Annotated in this window: 13 protein-coding genes; 10 read left to right on the forward strand and 3 right to left on the reverse strand. The window is 44.5% G+C overall.

Annotated elements, in window-relative coordinates:
- Positions 1-189 precede the first annotated feature (189 nt).
- A complete protein-coding gene (locus NXH67_RS13625; RefSeq protein WP_022779848.1) occupies positions 190-765 on the forward strand; it encodes a TetR/AcrR family transcriptional regulator in 576 nt (191 codons plus the stop codon).
- 58 nt (positions 766-823) lie between these two features.
- Here the strand turns inward: NXH67_RS13625 and NXH67_RS13630 are convergent, their stop codons facing one another.
- The 3 genes from NXH67_RS13630 to NXH67_RS13640 all read right to left on the reverse strand — a co-directional run bounded on the left by NXH67_RS13630 (position 824) and on the right by NXH67_RS13640 (position 4,115).
- The gene (locus NXH67_RS13630) at positions 824-2,347 is read right to left on the reverse strand and encodes an AMP-dependent synthetase/ligase (RefSeq protein WP_272797724.1); all 1,524 of its coding nucleotides are present in this window, start codon (positions 2,345-2,347) and stop codon (positions 824-826) included.
- 20 nt (positions 2,348-2,367) lie between these two features.
- Positions 2,368-2,607 carry an acyl carrier protein gene (locus tag NXH67_RS13635; protein WP_022779846.1) on the reverse strand — a complete coding sequence of 80 codons (240 nt, stop codon included), beginning with the start codon at positions 2,605-2,607 and terminating at the stop codon, positions 2,368-2,370.
- Between the two features lie 122 nt (positions 2,608-2,729).
- Entirely contained in the window at positions 2,730-4,115 is a 1,386-nt protein-coding gene (locus NXH67_RS13640) for a condensation domain-containing protein (RefSeq protein WP_272797725.1), read from the reverse strand.
- Positions 4,116-4,821: 706 nt separating this feature from the next.
- On the opposite strand from NXH67_RS13640, the gene NXH67_RS13645 reads away from it, so the two are divergent.
- The 9 genes from NXH67_RS13645 (at position 4,822) to NXH67_RS13685 (ending at position 19,410) form a co-directional block, all read left to right on the forward strand.
- A complete protein-coding gene (locus NXH67_RS13645) occupies positions 4,822-5,814 on the forward strand; it encodes a PD-(D/E)XK nuclease family transposase (protein ID WP_272797726.1) in 993 nt (330 codons plus the stop codon).
- Between the two features lie 363 nt (positions 5,815-6,177).
- Positions 6,178-6,534, forward strand: coding sequence for a type II toxin-antitoxin system RelE/ParE family toxin (locus NXH67_RS13650; RefSeq protein WP_022779842.1), 357 nt, complete (start codon positions 6,178-6,180; stop codon positions 6,532-6,534).
- A complete protein-coding gene (locus NXH67_RS13655) occupies positions 6,521-6,793 on the forward strand; it encodes a helix-turn-helix domain-containing protein (RefSeq protein WP_022779841.1) in 273 nt (90 codons plus the stop codon). Before NXH67_RS13650 ends, NXH67_RS13655 begins: the two co-directional genes overlap by 14 nt.
- 107 nt (positions 6,794-6,900) lie before the next feature.
- Entirely contained in the window at positions 6,901-7,290 is a 390-nt protein-coding gene (locus NXH67_RS13660) for a hypothetical protein (RefSeq protein WP_272797727.1), read from the forward strand.
- Positions 7,268-7,534, forward strand: coding sequence for a hypothetical protein (locus NXH67_RS13665; RefSeq protein WP_272797728.1), 267 nt, complete (start codon positions 7,268-7,270; stop codon positions 7,532-7,534). The genes NXH67_RS13660 and NXH67_RS13665 overlap by 23 nt, the downstream gene beginning before the upstream one ends.
- A gap of 494 nt (positions 7,535-8,028) precedes the next feature.
- On the forward strand, positions 8,029-16,308 hold the full coding sequence (locus tag NXH67_RS13670) for a hypothetical protein (protein WP_272797729.1): 8,280 nt from the start codon (positions 8,029-8,031) through the stop codon (positions 16,306-16,308).
- 234 nt (positions 16,309-16,542) lie between these two features.
- Positions 16,543-17,835, forward strand: coding sequence for a hypothetical protein (locus NXH67_RS13675; RefSeq protein ID WP_272797730.1), 1,293 nt, complete (start codon positions 16,543-16,545; stop codon positions 17,833-17,835).
- Positions 17,836-18,120 (forward strand): hypothetical protein, encoded by a 285-nt coding sequence (locus tag NXH67_RS13680; RefSeq protein WP_272797731.1) that lies wholly within the window; start codon positions 17,836-17,838, stop codon positions 18,118-18,120. It abuts the gene before it with no gap.
- A gap of 15 nt (positions 18,121-18,135) precedes the next feature.
- The gene (locus NXH67_RS13685; protein WP_272797732.1) at positions 18,136-19,410 is read left to right on the forward strand and encodes a hypothetical protein; all 1,275 of its coding nucleotides are present in this window, start codon (positions 18,136-18,138) and stop codon (positions 19,408-19,410) included.
- The last annotated feature ends 181 nt before the right edge of the window (positions 19,411-19,591 follow it).

Genomic DNA, 19,591 nt, shown 5'->3' on the forward strand with positions numbered 1-19,591 from the left:
GTGTCGGGCACCGGGTGCCTGGGACCTTTTTTTGTTTAATAGGAAATTCCTCCGAATTTCCTATTAAACAAAAAACGCTCCGCTATGGATGCGCACTCGCGCGTAAGGTATATGTTGCATAAATGCAACCGCGCTCGGCGCGAGCATGCTGCGTGCGATATGCGGCTTGTTTTATAGGGGGGAATTTAGGTGAACGAACAGGACGAAAGATACGCAACAGCTGAAGATGCGATTTTCGATGCTTTTTTCCTGCTTCTTAAGGAGAAAGAGATCGACAGGATCACAGTGGCGGATGTGGTCAAAAAAGCGGGGCTCGTCAGGAGCACTTTTTACAACCACTACGAGAACGTGCCGGCCCTCGTGGCTGCGGCGGAGGAGAAGACGATTGAGAATATCTTTGGTCTGATGGAGAGCTTTCATCCGAAGGACGACAGGGCCATCTGCAAGTCTTTTTTCCTTGCGATCTGCAACTACACCAGGGAGAATCCCTTCCTGGCGACGCTTCTTGACAGCAGCAGGGGAGATGCTTTTTTTGAAAAAATGCTGCTGATGTTCGACAGGTATATGCGGCAGGTTACGGATGATGAGTCCTATCATATTCGGAATCGTGAGAGCGCGACGTATTTCATTGCGTCCGGGATCGGCAGTACCATCGGCGTGCTGCACAAGTGGTCTACGTCGGGGTTTGATGCGTCGGAGGATAAGATCGCGGATATTCTGACGCAGGTTTTTGTGACGGGGATATTGCCGGGACTGAGTAAGTGACAGGCACTTTAGTTAGTTAAAGTGCCTGTCACTTTAGGCTAGCAAAGTGCCTGTCACTTTAACTAACTAAAGTTTGCGCAGGGATGTCTTCGGCGGCGTACTGGCGCAGGATTTTGCGGGTGGTGTTACGACGGAAGGGGTTGTTTCTTATGATGAGATGGGCAATCCGTCGATAGGTGGGCACCTGCTTGTTGTAATCATCAAGGACCTTTTGGAGCTCTTTTTCCAGCTTCTCAGGGTCCATTTTCTTTTTTGATGCGAGTTCTTTGTCCGGGTAGATTCTGGCTGTGAGGCCGGTGCCATCGCCGGTTACGACGACTTCTTCAACGAGGGGATAGAGGGCGAGTTTGTTCTCGATTTCCTCGGGGGAGACGTTTTCGCCGTTTGACAAAATGATCAGGTTCTTGACGCGGCCGTTGATGAAAAGGTAGCCATCGTCGTCAAGGTAGCCTTTGTCGCCGGTGTGGAGCCAGCCGTTTTCAAGGGCTTCGGCGGTTTCGGCGGGCATGTTGTAGTAGCCTTTCATGAGGCTGGTGCTCTTGACGAGGATCTCGCCGTTTTCAAAACGAACCTGGGCGTTGGGGAGGAGTTTTCCCACGGAGCCTGGTTTGTTGGCGGTGGGGGTGTTGGTGCTGATGACGGGGGAGCACTCGCTCATGCCGTAGCCCTGGTAGATGTTTACGCCAAATTCTTTGAATTTATCGATATAAAAGGGATCTAAGTGCGCTCCACCGGAAAAAACTGTGGTGAGGCGGCCACCGAAGACTTTGTTTGCCACGACCTTTTTTGGCAGAAGTTTGGCGGCGCTGCCGAGTTTTTTGTAGATGGTCTCGATCATCATGGGGACCATGAGCATGACTTCGGGCTTAAAGAGCTGCATGTTTTTGACCATGTGGAGAAAAGAGTCGTTGATGCAGACGGTGGAGCCCAGGGAGAGGCACTTGAGGTAGTCCATGACGAGGCAGTAGGCGTGGTGAGCGGGAAGGACGCTAAGGACGACGCGGCCGGGGAAAGAGTCGTATTCCACAGCTTCAACGTTGCTTAGGAGGTTCTTCTGGGTCAGCATGACGCCTTTGCTCTTGCCGGTGGTGCCGGAGGTGAAGATTATCATGGCGAGGTCGGCCGGGGCGGGGCCGGCTACTGATGTGGCTTTTGGGGCCTCGGCGCGGAGAGAGCTTAGGGTGCTCAGGTTGTAGGTTTTGTGGAGCTTGGGGCAGGCGGCGGTGAGCTTTTTTGCCAGATCCTGCTTGGTGGGATCAAGGAAAACAGCAGCGCTGTCGGATCTTGCGATGAGGTCTGCAATCTCTTCATCGGGAAGAAGCGGGTCGATGAGGACGGCGGTGTTTTTTCCCGAAGTTATGGCAAAAAAGGCTTCGATCCAGGGCTCTGAGCTGTAGCCGACGAGGGCGATGTGGTCTTGGCAGAAGCCTTCGGAATTGAGGGCGCTGCGTAGGCTCCCTACGTTTGCGGCAAAGCTCCTGTAGGTGATTTCGGATACGCCGTCCTTAGTGGGCCATTTGAGAGCCGGGATGGTGGGGTAATTCTGGGCGCAAAAATCAAGGAGTTCACGGATGGTTTCCATAGTCTTCCTCCTTACCCGGCTCAGGCGGTACGGCGGGCGGCGCCGATGAACTCGAGGGCCTGTCCGATGGTGGTGATGTCGCTGATGTTGTCGATGTTTAGCTCCACGTCGAAGTTGTCCTCCATGTCGCCGAGAAGGGACATGAAGTCGAAGGAGCTAAGGCCGAGGTCCTCTACGAGGCGCATGTCGTTGGTCATTTCCTCAGGGGTGAGGGTGCAGTACTGTGATAGGAATTCTTTGAACTGTTTTTCGTTTTTCATTTTTTCTCCTCCCGTTTGTAAAAAATTGGGGTCTGACCCCAATTTTGGTGCAGAATATCCGCTAGGCCAGGAAATATCGGCGTTTGCGAAAAGGATAATTGTGTCTAAAGTGTGAATTGGGGTCAGACCCCAATCTGGATTGCGGCGATAGCCGCAAGGGGATCGGAGATCCCGGCGAACATAATTCGCATCATGTAGTAGTAGAACAGCTCCATGTCGTGCTCGCAGAGCGCAGCAGTCTGGTAGTGGTAGGAAAAATTCAGGCCGCCGTCCGGAGTGTGAGTGACCGTCAGGTACACCTTCTTGGTGGCAGCGCCATTGGCGAACCACTTGAAGTAGAGCGGAATTCCCGACAGATCCAGGGCATCGGCGTCCACCTGCAGAGGCTGGTAAGTCAGGTAGCAGCTAACGTAGGTCGTGTCCTTAGGAGTGCCATAACGCTCGCGCAGAGCCTTCCTTATGAGCTCCGGATCGTAGCTGCTGTGAAGATAGATATTGTTCTGCGTAGCCTGAATCTGCATCGCCGCATCGAGGAAACTCGTATCGCCGCTTATGACCGTCCTGCAGGGGAACATAATCGTCCTGCTCCCGCCGCTCGTCCACTCATCCCTGGTGGCGCGTCTAGCAATGAAACTCTCGATGGTGATGTCCTCCTGACCGCCGTTTACCTTGGACAGGTAGCTTCGCATGGTAAGAAGCAGCAGATTGTTAAAAGAAATTCTTTTTTCCCTGCAAAAATCCAGGACCCTCCGAGTGGCCTCCGGCTCCAGCTTATAATCCTTCACCGCCACAAAAAGGTTCTCCGTCTCAATGTCCGCCGCCCGAAGCGAAGGATCACCATGAGCTTTCCTGGACGCCTCCAGCACACCGGGGCCTGTGATATCGGAGTAAAGCGGCTCCCCGTACTTATCCATCTGATCCTGCCAGAACGCCTCATCTCTCGCACGCCTCTTAACGTTCGAAGCCTTCGCAAGGTCCACCGCCAGCATCTGCTCAAAGCGCGCCAGCTCCTCAGGATAGTCTTTTCCATAAGCGTAGTGCGCGTACAGCGCCATAATATCCTTAACCATCACCGCCAGACCGCAGGAATCCAGGAGTCTATGATCCAAGTGGACAAAAAAACCATTGAACCCCTGCGGCAACATAACCATCAGGAACTCATACATAGCCCTGTCATTTCCATCCAAAGTATCGTAGGCCATAGTCTGCAGCACATTGTCCGCTTCCTCCAGGCTCATGGAGGACAGATTCAGAATCTTGATGTTCTTTAGGACCTTTCGCTTAAAATACTGCCGAATCTCCCCGTTTTCATCAGGCTCGGTAAAACGAAGATTGAGGCAGTCATATCTTTTTGTCTCTTCATTGATACATTTGTGAAGCAGGCCAAAATCCAGCTCAAGCTGCACCGCCGCAACGATGCTAAGCCCGGATACCTGCTGGGTATGATACTGCCTGATCCAGTTGTAGTGCATGTTCTGGGCGGCAGTTAAGGGATACAGTTTTTCCATATTTCTCCTCCTCATCTAACTGTATGCTAAGTTATCACGGACGATATCACGTTTAAATGGGTTCGGAGAGTTAACAGACACATTTGAAAAAAGTGACTGACAGATAACGGACAGATTATGCGGATGTGTTTGATATCCGGTAGTTTATGGTGACAGGCACTTTAGCGGAGAAAAGTGAAAAATTGGGGTCTGACCCCAATTTGGGGGTGGAATGGGCTGGAGTACAGGAAATATCTGGGGTTCCGAAAATGGTAATTGTGTCTAAACTGTGAATTGGGGTCAGACCCCACTTTAGTAAAGTAAAATGTGTCCTAAAATTCACAATCTTTCGCAAATCTTAAGAATTTTCGATGGTAAATCTTAAGAATTTGCTGCTAGAATTAGTTCTTGGATATAAAAAAAGCAAAAATGCAATCTACTCCATCGTGAGTAACTTATCATGCTGACGGCGTGTCCAATTCGCTGCAAATCATTTTTTTCCGGCATGATGAGTGTCTTTCAAACACAAGGCCCATGGGGATTGTCATTACCCACCACCACGCACGAGCCATGACGCACATATGGCTGTTTCTGTGCTTTCTTAAGGTCACACTTTTTTAGGGGACTGTCTTCAAACCTGTGGGCTGAGTGTTTTGTCTTGGAAAAAAGAAAATATCCGGCAGAAAGGAATACTATGCAAAACAATAACTTATCACAATTTTTTCCGATGATCAGATCCAGGTCGCAGATCCTGGCTGAAATAAAGAGCAGGTCCGAACTCAGTACCATATTTGAGAAATGGCCCACGGATCAGCAAGAGAGGTTTCTTGATATCTGCTCTGGAGCAAGAGGCTGCAAACTTCTGTATGATAGCTATTTCAAGGAGATTCTTAATCCTGAGACAACACCGGACAGGCTTTCGGAGCTTCTTAGTATTATTTTGAAAAGAAAGGTCAAGGTAAAATATCCTCTTCCCAATGACAATTCCCGTATCGGCGATGAACTGTCGCTTGTGATAACGGATATCGTTGTGGAGCTGGAAGACGGGTCAATTGCAAACATCGAAATCCAGAAGATCGGGCTTACTTTTACAGGAGAAAGGGCATCATGCTATACCGCAGATTTGCTACTTAGGCAATATAAGCGTGTCCGTGATGAGCGCAAAGAAAAGTTCAGTTACAAGGATATATGTCCGGTATATACAATTGTTTTTATGGAAAAAAGTCCTGCTGAGTTCAAGAAGTTCATTGATGTCTTCATTCACACTTTTACAGCAGAATCGGATTCCGGTCTAAAACTCAATATGCTTCAAAATATTATTTTTATTCCCGTTGATAATTATCTGGATAAACTTCATAATAAAGGTAAGATAGACGGAGAGTTTGAAGCGTGGCTGACCTTCCTTGGCTGTGATGATCCTGAGTATATCATAAGGCTTATCAAGGAATATCCGTATTTCAAGTCTCTGTATCAGGACCTGTACAACATGTGTTTAAATGTGGAGAGGGTGATGGGAATGTTCTCTGAAGAGCTTAGGATTATGGATCGAAATACGGTGAAGTATATGATTGATGAGCTGCAGGATGAACTTGATGATACGAAGGCGGCGCTTGATAGTGCAAATGCTGCCATTGCGGACAAGGATGCTGAGATAGCAGATAAGGATGCAATGATAGCGAAACTGCTGGCGGAGAATGAAGAGCTTAAGAAAAAGAAATAATTGATGTGGATGGTGGAGTCCTCGGCGCGTGAGTGCCGGGGGCTTTTTTCGTGGGGTGAAGTGACAGGCACTGGGGTGGAGGAAAGTGACAGGCACTTTAGGGGAATGAAGTGACAGGCACTTTAGTAGAGTAAAATGTGTCCTAAAATTCGCAATCTTTCGCATTTCTTAAGAATTTTCGATGGTAAATCTTAAGAATTTGCTGCTAGAATTAATTCTGTGCTCGTTCAGAGCAGGTTGTCACAGTCTGTGGCAAGGAGGCGTAATCGCCGGACAATCCCTATAACTGGCGCCATGCATGGATTGACTGGAAACGTTGACTGGAAAACTATCAGGGAGTAAAATATTCCCAGAAAGGAATAAATGATTGTAGAGTTCTATAAATTGGAAGATGGAACAAAACCCGCAGGTATATTCATCAAATCCATTGAAGACAATAAGCTTAAGGCAAAAGTCATACGGAGTACCAAATTGCTTGAAGAATTCGGAACAAGCTTATCAGAGCCTGATTCGAAAATGCTGGAGGATGGCATTTTTGAGCTAAGGTCAATTCAAGGCAAAGATATTGCCAGATGCCTATATTTCTTTACAGTAGGAGATAAAGCAATAGTGACAAACGGGCTTATTAAAAAGACAGAAAAGACCCCTCGGAGCGCGATAGCCCTAGCCAAGAAGTATCGGTCAGATTACGAAAGGAGGATTAAGGATGGGAGATATTGATGAGTTGTTAAATGAAGAACTCAAAGATCCTGAATTCGCAAAAGCGTGGGAGCAAACCGAGCTTGAGTATCAGATTAAAAGGATGCTGATTTCTGCACGAATTGAGAATAATATGACACAGAAGGAATTGGCGGAAAAATCCGGCGTGCGGCAGTCGAATATCAGCCGAATTGAAAAGGGTGTATGTGTACCGACACTTACTACGCTGAACGAGTTGGCGAAGGGATTAGGGAAAAAACTGAGAATCGAATTGATATAAATTGATGATAAATAAGGTTGAAGAGCCTGAAAGAATATAGCATTTTTGTGGCTAAAGTGCGAAAATATATAGAAGAAGCATCTTTGGCACAAAATCGAAATGGGATATTGACCATAGAGAATGATAAGAGAAATGTCTTGATAGAGAAGGCTGTCGGAAAAGCTATCGATGAGTGCATAAAGGATGATGTTCTTAAGGATTTCTTCATTGAGTACCGGAAGGAGGTCATCAGGATGGGAGCTCTGGGATATAGTGCACAGCGGCATTTGCAGGCTGTGGTTGAGGAAGCAAAAGAGATCAGCTTGGAGCAGGGCATGCAGATAGGTGAGAAGAAGGGTGTAAAGCTAGGTATAGATATTATTAATCAGCTGAATTGTGCTTTGGCGGCTGCTGGCAGGAATGATGATATAATCAAGGCGGCAAATGATCCGGAATATCAGTTGAAGCTGATCAGGGAGCTTATTGATAAGGATTATGGTCAAGACAGCAGTGAATAAGGCGTTGGAAGAGATGCCTAAGGATTTTCAAATCAAGGAATTCCTAATGGCACATAGAAAAGAGGTGGAAGGTATGCTGGATACAGAATACAATGAAGCTGAGGTAAAAGAGTTGTTTGTGGCAGATGGAATCAGGAAAACCGTTGCTATTCTTAGGGACCTGGGCCACTCAGATGAAGAGATGCTGGATGCGATAATTAAGCAGTATGATTTAAAGCAGGAAGAGGCAAAAAAGTATTTGTAAATAATTGATTTTAGTTGAAGCCTTCGGTGTGTGATGCGCCGGGGGCTTTTTTCGTGGGGTGAAGTGACAGGCACTTTAGGGGGATGAAGTGACAGGCACTTTGGCAGAGTAAAGTGATGAAGTGGATATAATTCGGGAGGGGGAGGGGAAAAAATGGGGTGGGGAGGGGGAGGGGAGAAAAAATTATCGAAATTTAATTAAGATAACCCCGAAATTTTCGGATTTATAGATTCTTTAGAAATTGGGAGATGGGGGCGGAAGGTAGGCGCAGAGCGGAGTGAGGAAAATATTTTATGATTTGTTTATATATATTTTGTATTTCGTTAATGGTATTTGGTGGTGGCGTTTACGATAATTGATGTGTAGCAGCTCGTAAGGGACGAGGCAATTTGTGTCTAGGGACGAGATCGAATTGTTTTTGCGAGCCGGCGATTCTAGACAATGGCCATTAAGCTGAAATGGCCGAAATGTGTGTGTGAAAGGAGAAACTAAATATGAGAAGTAAGCTATTTGGAAGGCTGATGAGCTTTACCTTGTCAGCAACAGTAGCACTGACTTCGGGTATTCCTGCACTTGCCTATGATGGCGGAGGCGGCGATTTGCCTGAAGAAGATGTTGAGCTCCTGGAAGAAGAGGTCGTTGAGGAAGACCTTGAGGAAACAGGGGCTGATTTTGATGTTCTCGAAGACGAGATTGTTGAGGACGATGAAGAGTTCTTTGCAATTGAGGATGAAGAAGCAGAATTTGAATCTTATAATGATGCTTCCTTCACTATTCCTAATGCTCATTCGTTAGCACATGTTGGTGCATATACTATTGCAGCAGATTTGGCAACACGAATAAGCAACCATGTTGACGGAGGAGGTTCTGCCACTCAACGTTTTGACTCCACAAAGGACTTCGTTTTCTACGTAGCACCGGACATGGGGTATAACTGGGCAACAACTCCTTCACCTGTTACTCCTGTTTCGGTGGCAGGAGGATATACATATAAGGATGAAGAAGCTTATACTTTAGAAAAAGGCACAGATTATAAGATTGAGGACAGTGATATAAGTTATGCATCATATTTAAATAATTATGATGCTGTTGACTGGTCACTGGCAAAGAAGGTTACTATTATTGGTAATTCTAATATTGCAAAGGCATTAGCAAAATATGCCACAACTCCTACTGCATTCGCCACTGCAGCATCTTTGACTTTCACCATGGGAACATGCGCTGCTGCTCAGTATGTGCAAATCAATACGGTATATGAAGATGGACTTACAAGACCGGCAGTAGATCTTGCTGTTGCTGCGTACAGACCCACATATGCTTCACCTTATAATCAGTCTCTTGCAGGTCTCATTAGTTCAGCCGATGAGGATAAAAATGTAGAAGTTGCTGTATCACTTGTTAAGGGTGATGACGTAATCGAATTTGATCCAGAAGATTCCCCGGATGAACAAGATGAATATAAGTATGCAACTAAGACATTAACACTTCCTGCAGTTGCTGTTAATTATGCATACCTTATGTCTAAGAAGGGATATAAGCTTACAGTTACTTTCTCAGAAGGTGAAGAAGTTGCTCCTGATGTAATAACTGTTGCACCGACTAGTACAGATTATGTTACTTTTGCCAAGGTTGATAGTGCAACTATGGCAGCTGCAACAAAGATTCCTACTACCGGCGCAGAAATTACAAAGGGATTAGAAAGATTTGGAATCTATGCATATCCTACAGCAAATACTGATACAACAAGAAGTATTCTTGGAGTAGCATATTCTGTTGAAGGAATAGCAGGAACAGCCAATGCAGCTGTCACAACTGTGAGATATCCAGTTAATACTGGTGTAGGTGTGTACTATAAATATGGTGACCACACCGACACTGGCTATAACGAATTAGATATAGATGGCGATGATAAGACACATGTACAAATCACCAATACACAGGACGATGGTGGTGCGTTCATGGTTACCCCTATAAGTCCTGCAGTAGAGTTAAATGGTAATATTACGCTGTCAGCCATTACAGGTGAGCAGGTAGTAGTTAAGGGTGGATATGACTCAGCTAACACAGCTTCTATGATTAACTTCACCGTTGGTGGTATCGCCAAAGAAATTAACCAAACCAGCGAAATACTTGCAAGTACTAAGGTAAGCAGTACATATTCAGATTCAGAAAGTGGAGCAATCACAGGAAAGGATTATACATTCTATGTAACTCCAACTGCTGGCTATAAAGTTAATGATGTCAAGGTTGATATGTATGAGAAGACCGGAGCAAATTCTGTTTCTTATACTAAGGCTAAAGGCAACCTTATTGTTGGAGATTTCGGAAAATATACCGTTCCTGCAATAACAGGACGACTCGTTATTACAGTAACTGCAGTTGCAGAAAGCGATTCTCTTAAGACAATCGAAGTAACTGGTAATACTGATGATATCGCTCTTTACAGACTTTCTGATAAAAAGCCTATTACTACATCAGCAGATGGATTCGTAGCAGAAGGCGGTTCAATTACATTTAAGGCTGTTCCTGCAGCTGGTAAGGCTATCAAGGCTGTTTCTTACGCTGTTAATCATGGAACAGCAACATACACAGCTCTCACTGGCACCGATGATGGTGAGGGTGGAAAGAATTATACAATTTCCAACATTTCAGATAATATCACAATCAAGGTTGAGAGTGAGGCTGGCTTTACATTTGTAAAGGCACCTAACCCCAATGTAACTCTTAAGGTTAATGGTGTTGAGATCAAAGATGGCGCAGCCATAGGTGGATTCCCTATTGGTACAGAAGGTATTGCTATTACTGTAGAAGGTAAGGGTGGTGCAGAAGTATCCAATCTTTGGTATGCATATGCAACAACTGTTCCTGACTATGATGAAGTGGGAGATGTTGTAGGTGTTCCTACGCTTACACATACAGTAGGAGACGAAGAAGTTCCTGGTGGTAAGCTTGGTGTTACACAGCTCACAAATGCAGCAGCTGTTTTAAATGCCAAAGATTATGAATATTACTTATATGCTCAGACAGAGCGTAATGCTCCTGCAGCAAGCTACACAGCAACATTTACAAAGAGTGGCGTAGCTAAGGCTATTTCTTCTCTTGACCTTCTTGCCGGTGGTGTAGGACTTGGCGTCAATGCTACTACCATCACTGAAGACTATGCTGCCACAGCAAATATGGAATATGCAGACCTTGCAGTTGCATTTAAGCGTAGTGACTATGTAATAGTAGCTCCATCTACAGCAACTAATACTGAGTATTCACTTGTTAAAACTGGTGATGCTGCGATAGCTAAATTCTTCCCTCAGGAAAATGCTGGATTCAACAGGATTGTAACAACAAAGCTTGCAAGCACAGGCATGATGTCAGATACAATTACTGCTAAGGAAACAGTCAGCGATGCAGACAATGGCTGGCTTGATCAGGTAGTTTATACAGCAACATTGCCTCTTAACGTATATCCGATGAGTACAATGTACGCTGGCGGTATTGAACTCTTATCAACAGTTGCTTCTGCTAGCAATACAATTGAGGACATGGTAGGTTCTGATAAGACTGTTATTAGAACATATAAATCTGGTGCTTTCAATGATAGTGCAACATTGACAATCATACCATATAACATCAATTCAGAGACTGGAAAGAAAGTGGCCTTAACTGCACTTCAGAGTACGAATGTTGGTGAAAAGCAGAAGATCGCTTCTGTTAAGTGGGAAACCACACCTGCATATGCATCAACTCAGACCGAGAGCGCAAGACAGTTATATGTACACGTACCAGGTGAGGTAGATGGAGAATCTCCTACTACAAATGAAGATATTATTATCTCTCAGGTTAAGAAACCGGGAACAATCAATGTTAAAGCAACTGTAACCTATGTAGATGGAAGTAAAGAGACAGCAACTCTTGATCTTTCAGCAGTTGACCAGACATTTGGTTATGCTGCAGTAGCAGTGGTTACACGTGGCGGAAAGACATATATCGCCTCAGATAATGAATCATTTACACTTGAGAAGAAGACAGGCGGAATAAATACCGCAACTGTTAAGTATCGTGTATTTGAGAGACTGACTTCAGATGGATTTGTTCGTGCATTAAGCGGTATTGCTGCCCTTGCAGCTGAGGCAAAGAGTGATGTTACAGAAGCAATCATCGATGAATATCTCGCAAGTGAAGCAAACATCTATGTAAAAGAAGTTACTGCAACATTTGATGGATGTGATGATGAAGATAAGTTTGATGCTGTAACAGCAGCTAACTCAGGAAGTACATATACTATCACAGCTTCGCAGGTAGGTAATTCAGATAGAGTTACTGCTCTTGGTGAAGTAAATGGAATTCCTGTAGCTGTTCCATATTTCGATGTATCTGTTGTAAATACTCTTCCTACTACCACCATGACAATGGCTCTTGGCGATTCTGATGGTGCTGGAACAGAGTATAGTAAGCCACAGCTTAAGACAACTGCAGCAATCCTTGGCTATGCACATAGTAACAACGGTTCAGACAAACAGGGTGAAATAACAGGATTTGTATTTGATAAGCTGACAGTTGGTGATGTAATTGTTCTTCCTACAATCAGTGATTTTGATTTAACAACTGTTTATCCAAAGAACACTCTTACTAGCTGGAAGGTAGATAATTCCGGTGATTCAGTTGCTGACGTATACCTTGCTCCTGGAGCAAAGTACACTGTAAAGGCTGGTGATACCATCACAGCACAGTGGCAGCCCAAGTATAATGGCATAACTGTATATAATGATTTAACGGATGCAGCTATCAAAGATAAAGACTTCATCGGAATCGGTCTCAGCATTCCTCTTTCACTCAGATATAAAGAGATTGATTGGGATAAGACACCGGCATCAGCTAACGGAGCGGTAACATATAAGACTGATGTAACAACTGCTAAGACCGGATTTACTGTAACTCCAGCAGATGAAACAAGTACAGCTCTTACCATCTCCGGAACCACTGTTACAGGTGCTATGGCTAACGGCGGAGCAGTTGTAAACTACAAGTGGGTTGATGGCGAAGCAGAATATACAGGCGCAGAAATTGCTGTAGCAGATACCGATGAATTGGCAGATACTGGCTCAACAAGCTTTACTGTAGCAGAAGCAATTGCATATAAGCTTGAAATGGATGCCATCACTGTTGAAGAAGGACAGACAAAGGCATTTACAGCATATTACTATCCTGCAGATGGAACAAAGAAAGATGATTCACTTAATTTCAATGCTGGTGCAATAGCATCTGTATCAGCAGAGCTTAAGTCTGGTGAAGCTGGTAACGTTGAGATTGAGTCCGTATCTCATTCATCAACACAGAATACCATCAAGGTTACCGGTCTTAAGGCTGGAACAAGCGATACAATGACTCTTGCTATTGTAAGTAAGCAGGGTGAGAAGAAGACTATCGAAGTTCCGATCAGAGTAACCAGCACAAAGAAGCAGATTGTACTTAAGACAGTAAATGGTAAAGAAGTTACTACAGAGGATATTCAGATTCCAGTTGCTAATAATGCAGAAGCTGAAGCAACTATCATTACAACGAACGTAACCTTCAATTATGTATTTGATGGTTCAGTCCAGCAGGCAGGTGCTGCAGAAAAATGGTCAATCTCTAAGGTTGATGATCCTGATGACCTCGATGATGCTGCTGTAGCTGATACACAGAATGGAACAATATTAGTATCAGGCTCAACAGTTACTGTACCGATAAAGACCAATGAAAATACATTTGGAACCGGTAAGGTAAAGGTAACATATACTGTTGATTCTACAACAGGCGAGACATTCTCAGCTTGGTTCGATGTAAACACATATTATTCACTTACATTCAAGGCACAGGTTGGTACTGAAACAACTGGTAACGTATATCTTGTAAAGAATAATGGTGTAACCGTAAAAGACAGCACAGCAGGTGATATTGTAGAAAAGATTGTCTATAATGGCGAGAATACATATACCGTTGCTAATGCAGCTAAATATACCGCTGTATATGCTACAGGTGATGTTGCAAACACTGCTGGTAACAAGAACGGTGCAGCTAATACTAAGAAGTTCTTAGGATGGGGCAACACAGAACCTCACTATACAGATGCAACTGTTTCCACAACTAACTTCTATGAAGCTGATGCAGCAATAACACTGAAGGTAGTAGGTGGAACAGCTGAGACAGCATGGCCATTCACTGTAAATAAGGAAAACATCAATCTTTATGCTCAGTTTGGTGCTAACCCTGTAACAAGCATTGAAGGACTTCCTTCAGAGATCGTTCTTTCCGATGCAAATATCGGAACAACAACAGCTATAAGCACAGCATCTAACGCTTTGACAGATTATCTGCCGATTTCTCTCACACAGAATCCTGCAGATACAGAAGCTACAATAGCCGTTTATGCAGATGATATTGGCCTCTTTACAATTACAGATGGTGAGATACCTAGCAGAACAATTGTTAAAGACGCAACAGCATCAGAATCTGTTGGACAGGCACTGTGGGGAATAAATGGTGCTCCTACAGCTTCCAGATTCATCACTATGGCAGTAAACGGAACCATCTCCAAGGTTGGTGCAATCACAATCGCTAAGGCTGCTAATGTAGCAGGAAAGTCAGCTATCCATGTAGTATCAGGAGATCTAGAGTATGATATTCCTGTATATGTAAATGGTGAATATACTGACAACGATGTTAAACGCTATATGGAAAATGGCGAAATCGTTGAAGAAGGTGCTAGAGTAGTAGCTGGTAAGACACACTACTATAAAGACAGTAAGCAGGTACTTAACGATATCGTAACTATTACTGTAGATGGCGTTAAGAAACTCGTTATGGTTGAAGCTGGTGTTCAGGTAACAACTCCTGCAAACAACACAAGAGCATTCAACGGAAAGACATACTACATTGACGCTGATGGATATCTTGGAACAGGCCTTATCGAAATTGGTGGTAAGACTTATCTCTTCCGTGAGGATGGATCAAAGGTATTCCACACAGACAGTGACGTTGTTGATGGCAAGATTACAGCCGCAGGTGCTGAATATGTTATCGCAGACGATGACACAGCAGAACTTGCAGATGTACGCTATGCTCCTACAGTTAAGTTCTCAGAATGGCCTTCAAGCTGGAAGAAAGATACAACGTATCCTGCAATCACATACACTGTATCTTATACTTCAGCTAAGGAGAACAAGGTCGTTGCAGATCCTGCTACTTACACAGCAATCGTAACAGCAGAGCCTGCTTCTATCGCTGCAGACACAGTTAAGGTTACATTTACAGCTACAACCAACCTTACCGGCTTCTTTGCAGATAAGGAAGGCACAAAGGTTGCTGAAGACGTAACAACAAGTAAGACTTATCTGTTCTTTGATGAGAGCGGAGATAGCGAAGAGGCAATCGAGATTTCTGATGAAGATAGTGGAATCATGATCGTAGGTCTTAACGAGACATACGACTATACAGGAAAGGCAATTAAGCCTAGATTCTACGTATATGATTCAGCAGATGAGCTCAGACCTCTTGCACTTACAACTGATTACACAATTATTTATGCTAACAATAAGAACGTTGGAACAGCAGACATTACCATTAAGGGTAAAGGCAACTATCAGGGCAAGTCACTTACTGCTCACTTCCAGATTGTTGATCCTAGAGCAGAGTTGACAGCTGATGAACTTGCTGAACTTGGAGAGGTTAAGACTCTTAAGATTTCCAAGGATGAACACATTTTCAATGGCGAGGCTCATTATCCTAGCAGCATCTTCCTTACACTTGTAGGAGGCTCAGCTGTTGAGTACAAGCTCCAGGAAGATGGCTCATATGCTACAGCATCAGGAGAACCGATTCCTGCAGTTGTAACTGTTTCTAACAACGTAAACAAGGGATCAGCAACCATTACCGTAAGAGGTAAGAACAATAGTAAAGGTAAGGTTACATCTAAGAGTAAGAACTTCACAATCAAGGCAGCTACACTTGCAGCAGGCAAGGATGGCAAGGATCTTGAAGTAGAAGTAGAGGATGCTGAGTGGGCTGTTAAGGGTGCAACACCTACAATTACAGCTACATGGAACGGAATGCCTCTCATTCAGGGTGAAGACTTTACTGCTAAGTATGTATACGCAAAGAATAAGCTCGGTGCAGCATCAGTCAAGATAACCGGTAAGGGTAACTTCAAGGGTAAGGTTGACAATGCAGCAAGCTTCACAATCAAGGCTCTTGACCTTGACAGCGAGGGCGTATCAATTGCTTCAACAAATGCAATTGCAGGTCTTGCAGTTAAGAAGCTTAAAGTAACCGTACTTGATAAGGCTGGAAATATAATTCCTGCTAAGCTCTACAAAGTATCAGTTCTTGATGAGAGCGGAAATGCATTCACCGGAACATTCGAAGGCGAGAAGACTTATACTATCGTAGTAGATAGAAAGGATTCTAACGTTGCTGAACTTGGTGAGGACGCTATATCTGCAGCAATTACAACAGGTATTAACTTCTCGAAGGTTAAGATCAAAGTTACCAGCAAGTACACAAGATTCTATTCAGGAAGTCCTGTAGTATACGAGACACCTGAAGAGATCGAAGAGTTCAACAGCAAGATCGCTGTAACTCTTGGAAGCGAAACACTTAAGCTTGGCGAAGACTTTGAGATTACCGGATACACCAACAATATCAAGAAGGGAACTATGACAGTTAGTCTCTCTGGTATTGGCAAGTACAGCGGAACAAAGAATGTTAAGATTAAGATTGCAGCTAAGAAGCTTACAAAATAATTAAACAAGGTTCCACCCTATTTGAACTTCACAACACACCATCAATCAAATAGGTAAAGAAGCCCTACCCGGATCGTCCCGGGTAGGGCTTCGTATTTTGTCCAAAAATTTTTTTCCCAAAACTAAAAAAGTGTCATTCGTCCGATTTCAGATACCGTTCGTCAGAAAATCAACAATTCCTTTTTCCCATAGGTTATAATGCAGTATATTCCAAAATAAAAGGAGTCTACGAACATGAGTCATTTCAGCATCAAGCCTGACAGTATCAGGCCTCATAGCAACACTTTTATAAATGCTTCTGGGAAACTCAGACAGTACTCGGGGGAGATCACTTCCATTATGGGAGAACTGGACGGGAGCCTTGCGGAGGTGAAGCCGTCTCTTGAGGTTCTGGCGAACCAGACGATGGAAGAGTCGAATAATCTTAATAAGCTGGGGAGTGCTCTTACTCAGATCGTCACAGCTTATACCACTGCAGAATCGAATATTACAGGCAATATGAAGGGCGCGGGATCAGGCGCAAATGTGTCCAGGAATGCGGATAACTCGAGGGACGGCGATTCAGGACTGTACGACAGTGACGGTCAGTACGGCGGCAATCAGATGAACTTCGAGAAGCATGATGATGTGCATCATTTCCTGTGGTTTGACTGGGGAAAAGATCTGGCTCTGTACGAGTTTATTCGTCAGCACCCGGGATATGAGAATCTGACGGATGAGCAGATCCAGAAGCTGCTTGAGGATTATACCGGCGGCGGCTGCGGATGGGTGGCTGATGCGAATACTCTTTTTGCCGAGTTCGAAGGAAGGGAGGATGAGTTCGAGAAGATCTTTGGCTTCCCTATGTATGACAAGAACGGTGAATACAATTATGACATGCTGGCGATCGATTATTATCTGGAGACGAAGAACAAGTTCTATATAGGTGATAATGATGTGGAGGGCGCGGATGCTCTTGCGAATTCCATCTACAATTACTACGACGAGAACCAGGCTGAGTTCAAGCAGAAATACGGAATCGATCTGTATGATAAGAACGGCAATCTTACCAATGATGCGTGGAACAAGATAGAAGCTGAGAGAGATGCTATGATTGATCAGGCGGAGGCGAATGGCAGCGACGTTGTTGTATATGACAAGGATCAGGTTGGAACGGTTGCTGATGAGAGATCGAACAGAATGAATCATTATCTGAGGGAGAGGGGAATTGATTCCTATTCTTACAGGGATGCAACACACGATTCACCGGCAGATATTCAGCAGTCTCTTAATAACGGCCAGACACCTACGATTGAGGCGATTGATTTCAATCTGTATGATGAGAACGGCAATAAGGTTAATTCCAAGCCTATCGGATGCCATGCGATGGTTATCACAGGGGTTACACCGGATGGAAAATATATCGTTTCTTCCTGGGGTGAGAGATACATTTTTGATCCGAATGAGAAGAGCCCTACGGGCGGATCTACAGTCCAGAGCATAACGGTTAATGATATTTATGATGATACTAAGGCAGAGGTGAAGTAAATGAGTACAGAGATTAAGTCTGCAGGACATGTGCATTGCAAGTTTGTGAGTGAAAAAGATGGTGTGATGGTGTTTAAGGGGATTGAGGACGAGGTTACCTATGTGGTGCCGAGGGAGTGCCTTAAGGAGAGCGTTATCAATCCGGAGACGGTGTATAGTGTGAGCTACAGGGAGAGGCATAAGACGGTTCGTGAGGACGGAGCGGTGTGCTTTGAGAGGTGTGAGGTTATTTCGAGGGAGAGGTTTATGGCGAAGGTGATTGGGCCGGGACCGAATGGAAGATAAAAAGAGGAGTTTTGTATGAGTGTTTTTAGTATTAAGCCGGATAGTGTAAGGCCGTATGGTAATGTGCTGATTGGGTCGGGAGAGAAGCTGAGGCAGTACTCGGGGGAGATTACCACGATTATGGGAGAGCTTGACGGTAGTCTTGAAGAGGTGAAGCCGTCGCTGGAGGTGCTGGCGAATCAGACGATGGAGGAGTCGAATGCATTAAGTAAGCTTGGTGATGCGCTTACTCAGATTGTTACGGCTTATACGAGTGCGGAGTCGAATATTACGGGGAATATGAATGGCTCGGGAAAAGGCGGAAGCGGAAATGGGCCGATTGACGATGATGAGGCTAAGGACGGATCGTCTGAACTCTATGATGGTGATGGACAGTATGGCGGAGATCAGATGAACTTCGAGAAGCATGATGATGTGCATCATTTTCTGTGGTTTGACTGGGGTAAAGATCTGGCTCTATACGAGTTCATTCGTCAGCATCCGGGATATGAGAATATGACGGATGATGAGATCAAGGCTATGCTGGAGAGCTTTACAGATGGCGGTTGCGGCTGGGTTGCAGAGACGAATATGATCTTTGCAGAATTTGAGGGAAGGCCGGAGGATTTTGAGAAGACTTTTGGTTTTCCTATGTACGATGAGAATGGCGATCTGAACTATGATAAGCTTGCGATTGACATGTATCTGTCGACGCAGGGCAAGTTCTACATAGGTGATGATGATATAAAGGGTGACAGTGCTCTTAACAATTCGATTGGCTCTTATTACAAAAAACATCCTGATGAGTTCAAACAGAGATACGGAATCGATCTGAAGGGCGCAGACGGTAAAGTTACTGACGAAGCCTGGGATAAGATATGTGAAGAGGGTGATGCTCTGAAGGAAGATGCCAAGAGTAAGGGACTTGACTATGTAGAGTATGACAAGGATCCCACAGGAACAAACTATGCTGAGAGAGAAAACAGAGTGAAGCATTACCTGGCAGAGAGAGGAGTAGATTCCTACACAACAAGGGATGCTACGGGGGCTTCTGCTTCTGATATTCAGACTGCGATTGATAACGGAGAGACTCCGATCATTTCGGCTGCGGAATTTAATCTCTATGATGAGCAGGGAAATAAGATCAATCAGGATCCTATCGGAGACCATGCGATGGTTATTACGGGGGTTACGGCTGATGGTAAGTATATTGTTTCTTCATGGGGGGAGAGATATATTTTGGATCCGAATGAGGTGAGAGCGGATGGATCGTCGGTGGTGAAGAATATTAAGATTGATGATATTTACTAAATTGGCGTGATGGGCTGTAGTATTTGGCGAAGGAGAGATTTTATGATATAGGTGCCAAAAGTCATAAATGCGTACATGCTGGCATGTTAAGCATTTTGACTTTATGGCCCAAACAAATATGAGGAATTAGCAATTTACGCAGTAAATTAGCGGTTTCCGAATATTTGTAGAATTGCGAGAA

Source organism: Butyrivibrio sp. DSM 10294, assembly GCF_028539135.1.
Taxonomy (GTDB): Bacteria; Bacillota; Clostridia; order Lachnospirales; family Lachnospiraceae; genus Butyrivibrio.

Excerpts from the sequence above, each read along its gene's own strand:
- NXH67_RS13640 (WP_272797725.1), bottom strand. The coding sequence starts at position 4,115 with ATGGAAAAACTGTATCCCTTAACTGCCGCCCAGAACATGCACTACAAC.
- NXH67_RS13665 (WP_272797728.1), top strand. The coding sequence starts at position 7,268 with ATGGTCAAGACAGCAGTGAATAAGGCGTTGGAAGAGATGCCTAAGGAT.
- NXH67_RS13650 (WP_022779842.1), top strand. The coding sequence starts at position 6,178 with ATGATTGTAGAGTTCTATAAATTGGAAGATGGAACAAAACCCGCAGGT.
- NXH67_RS13675 (WP_272797730.1), top strand. The coding sequence starts at position 16,543 with ATGAGTCATTTCAGCATCAAGCCTGACAGTATCAGGCCTCATAGCAAC.
- NXH67_RS13680 (WP_272797731.1), top strand. The coding sequence starts at position 17,836 with ATGAGTACAGAGATTAAGTCTGCAGGACATGTGCATTGCAAGTTTGTG.
- NXH67_RS13630 (WP_272797724.1), bottom strand. The coding sequence starts at position 2,347 with ATGGAAACCATCCGTGAACTCCTTGATTTTTGCGCCCAGAATTACCCC.
- NXH67_RS13685 (WP_272797732.1), top strand. The coding sequence starts at position 18,136 with ATGAGTGTTTTTAGTATTAAGCCGGATAGTGTAAGGCCGTATGGTAAT.
- NXH67_RS13645 (WP_272797726.1), top strand. The coding sequence starts at position 4,822 with ATGATCAGATCCAGGTCGCAGATCCTGGCTGAAATAAAGAGCAGGTCC.
- NXH67_RS13670 (WP_272797729.1), top strand. The coding sequence starts at position 8,029 with ATGAGAAGTAAGCTATTTGGAAGGCTGATGAGCTTTACCTTGTCAGCA.
- NXH67_RS13655 (WP_022779841.1), top strand. The coding sequence starts at position 6,521 with ATGGGAGATATTGATGAGTTGTTAAATGAAGAACTCAAAGATCCTGAA.
- NXH67_RS13635 (WP_022779846.1), bottom strand. The coding sequence starts at position 2,607 with ATGAAAAACGAAAAACAGTTCAAAGAATTCCTATCACAGTACTGCACC.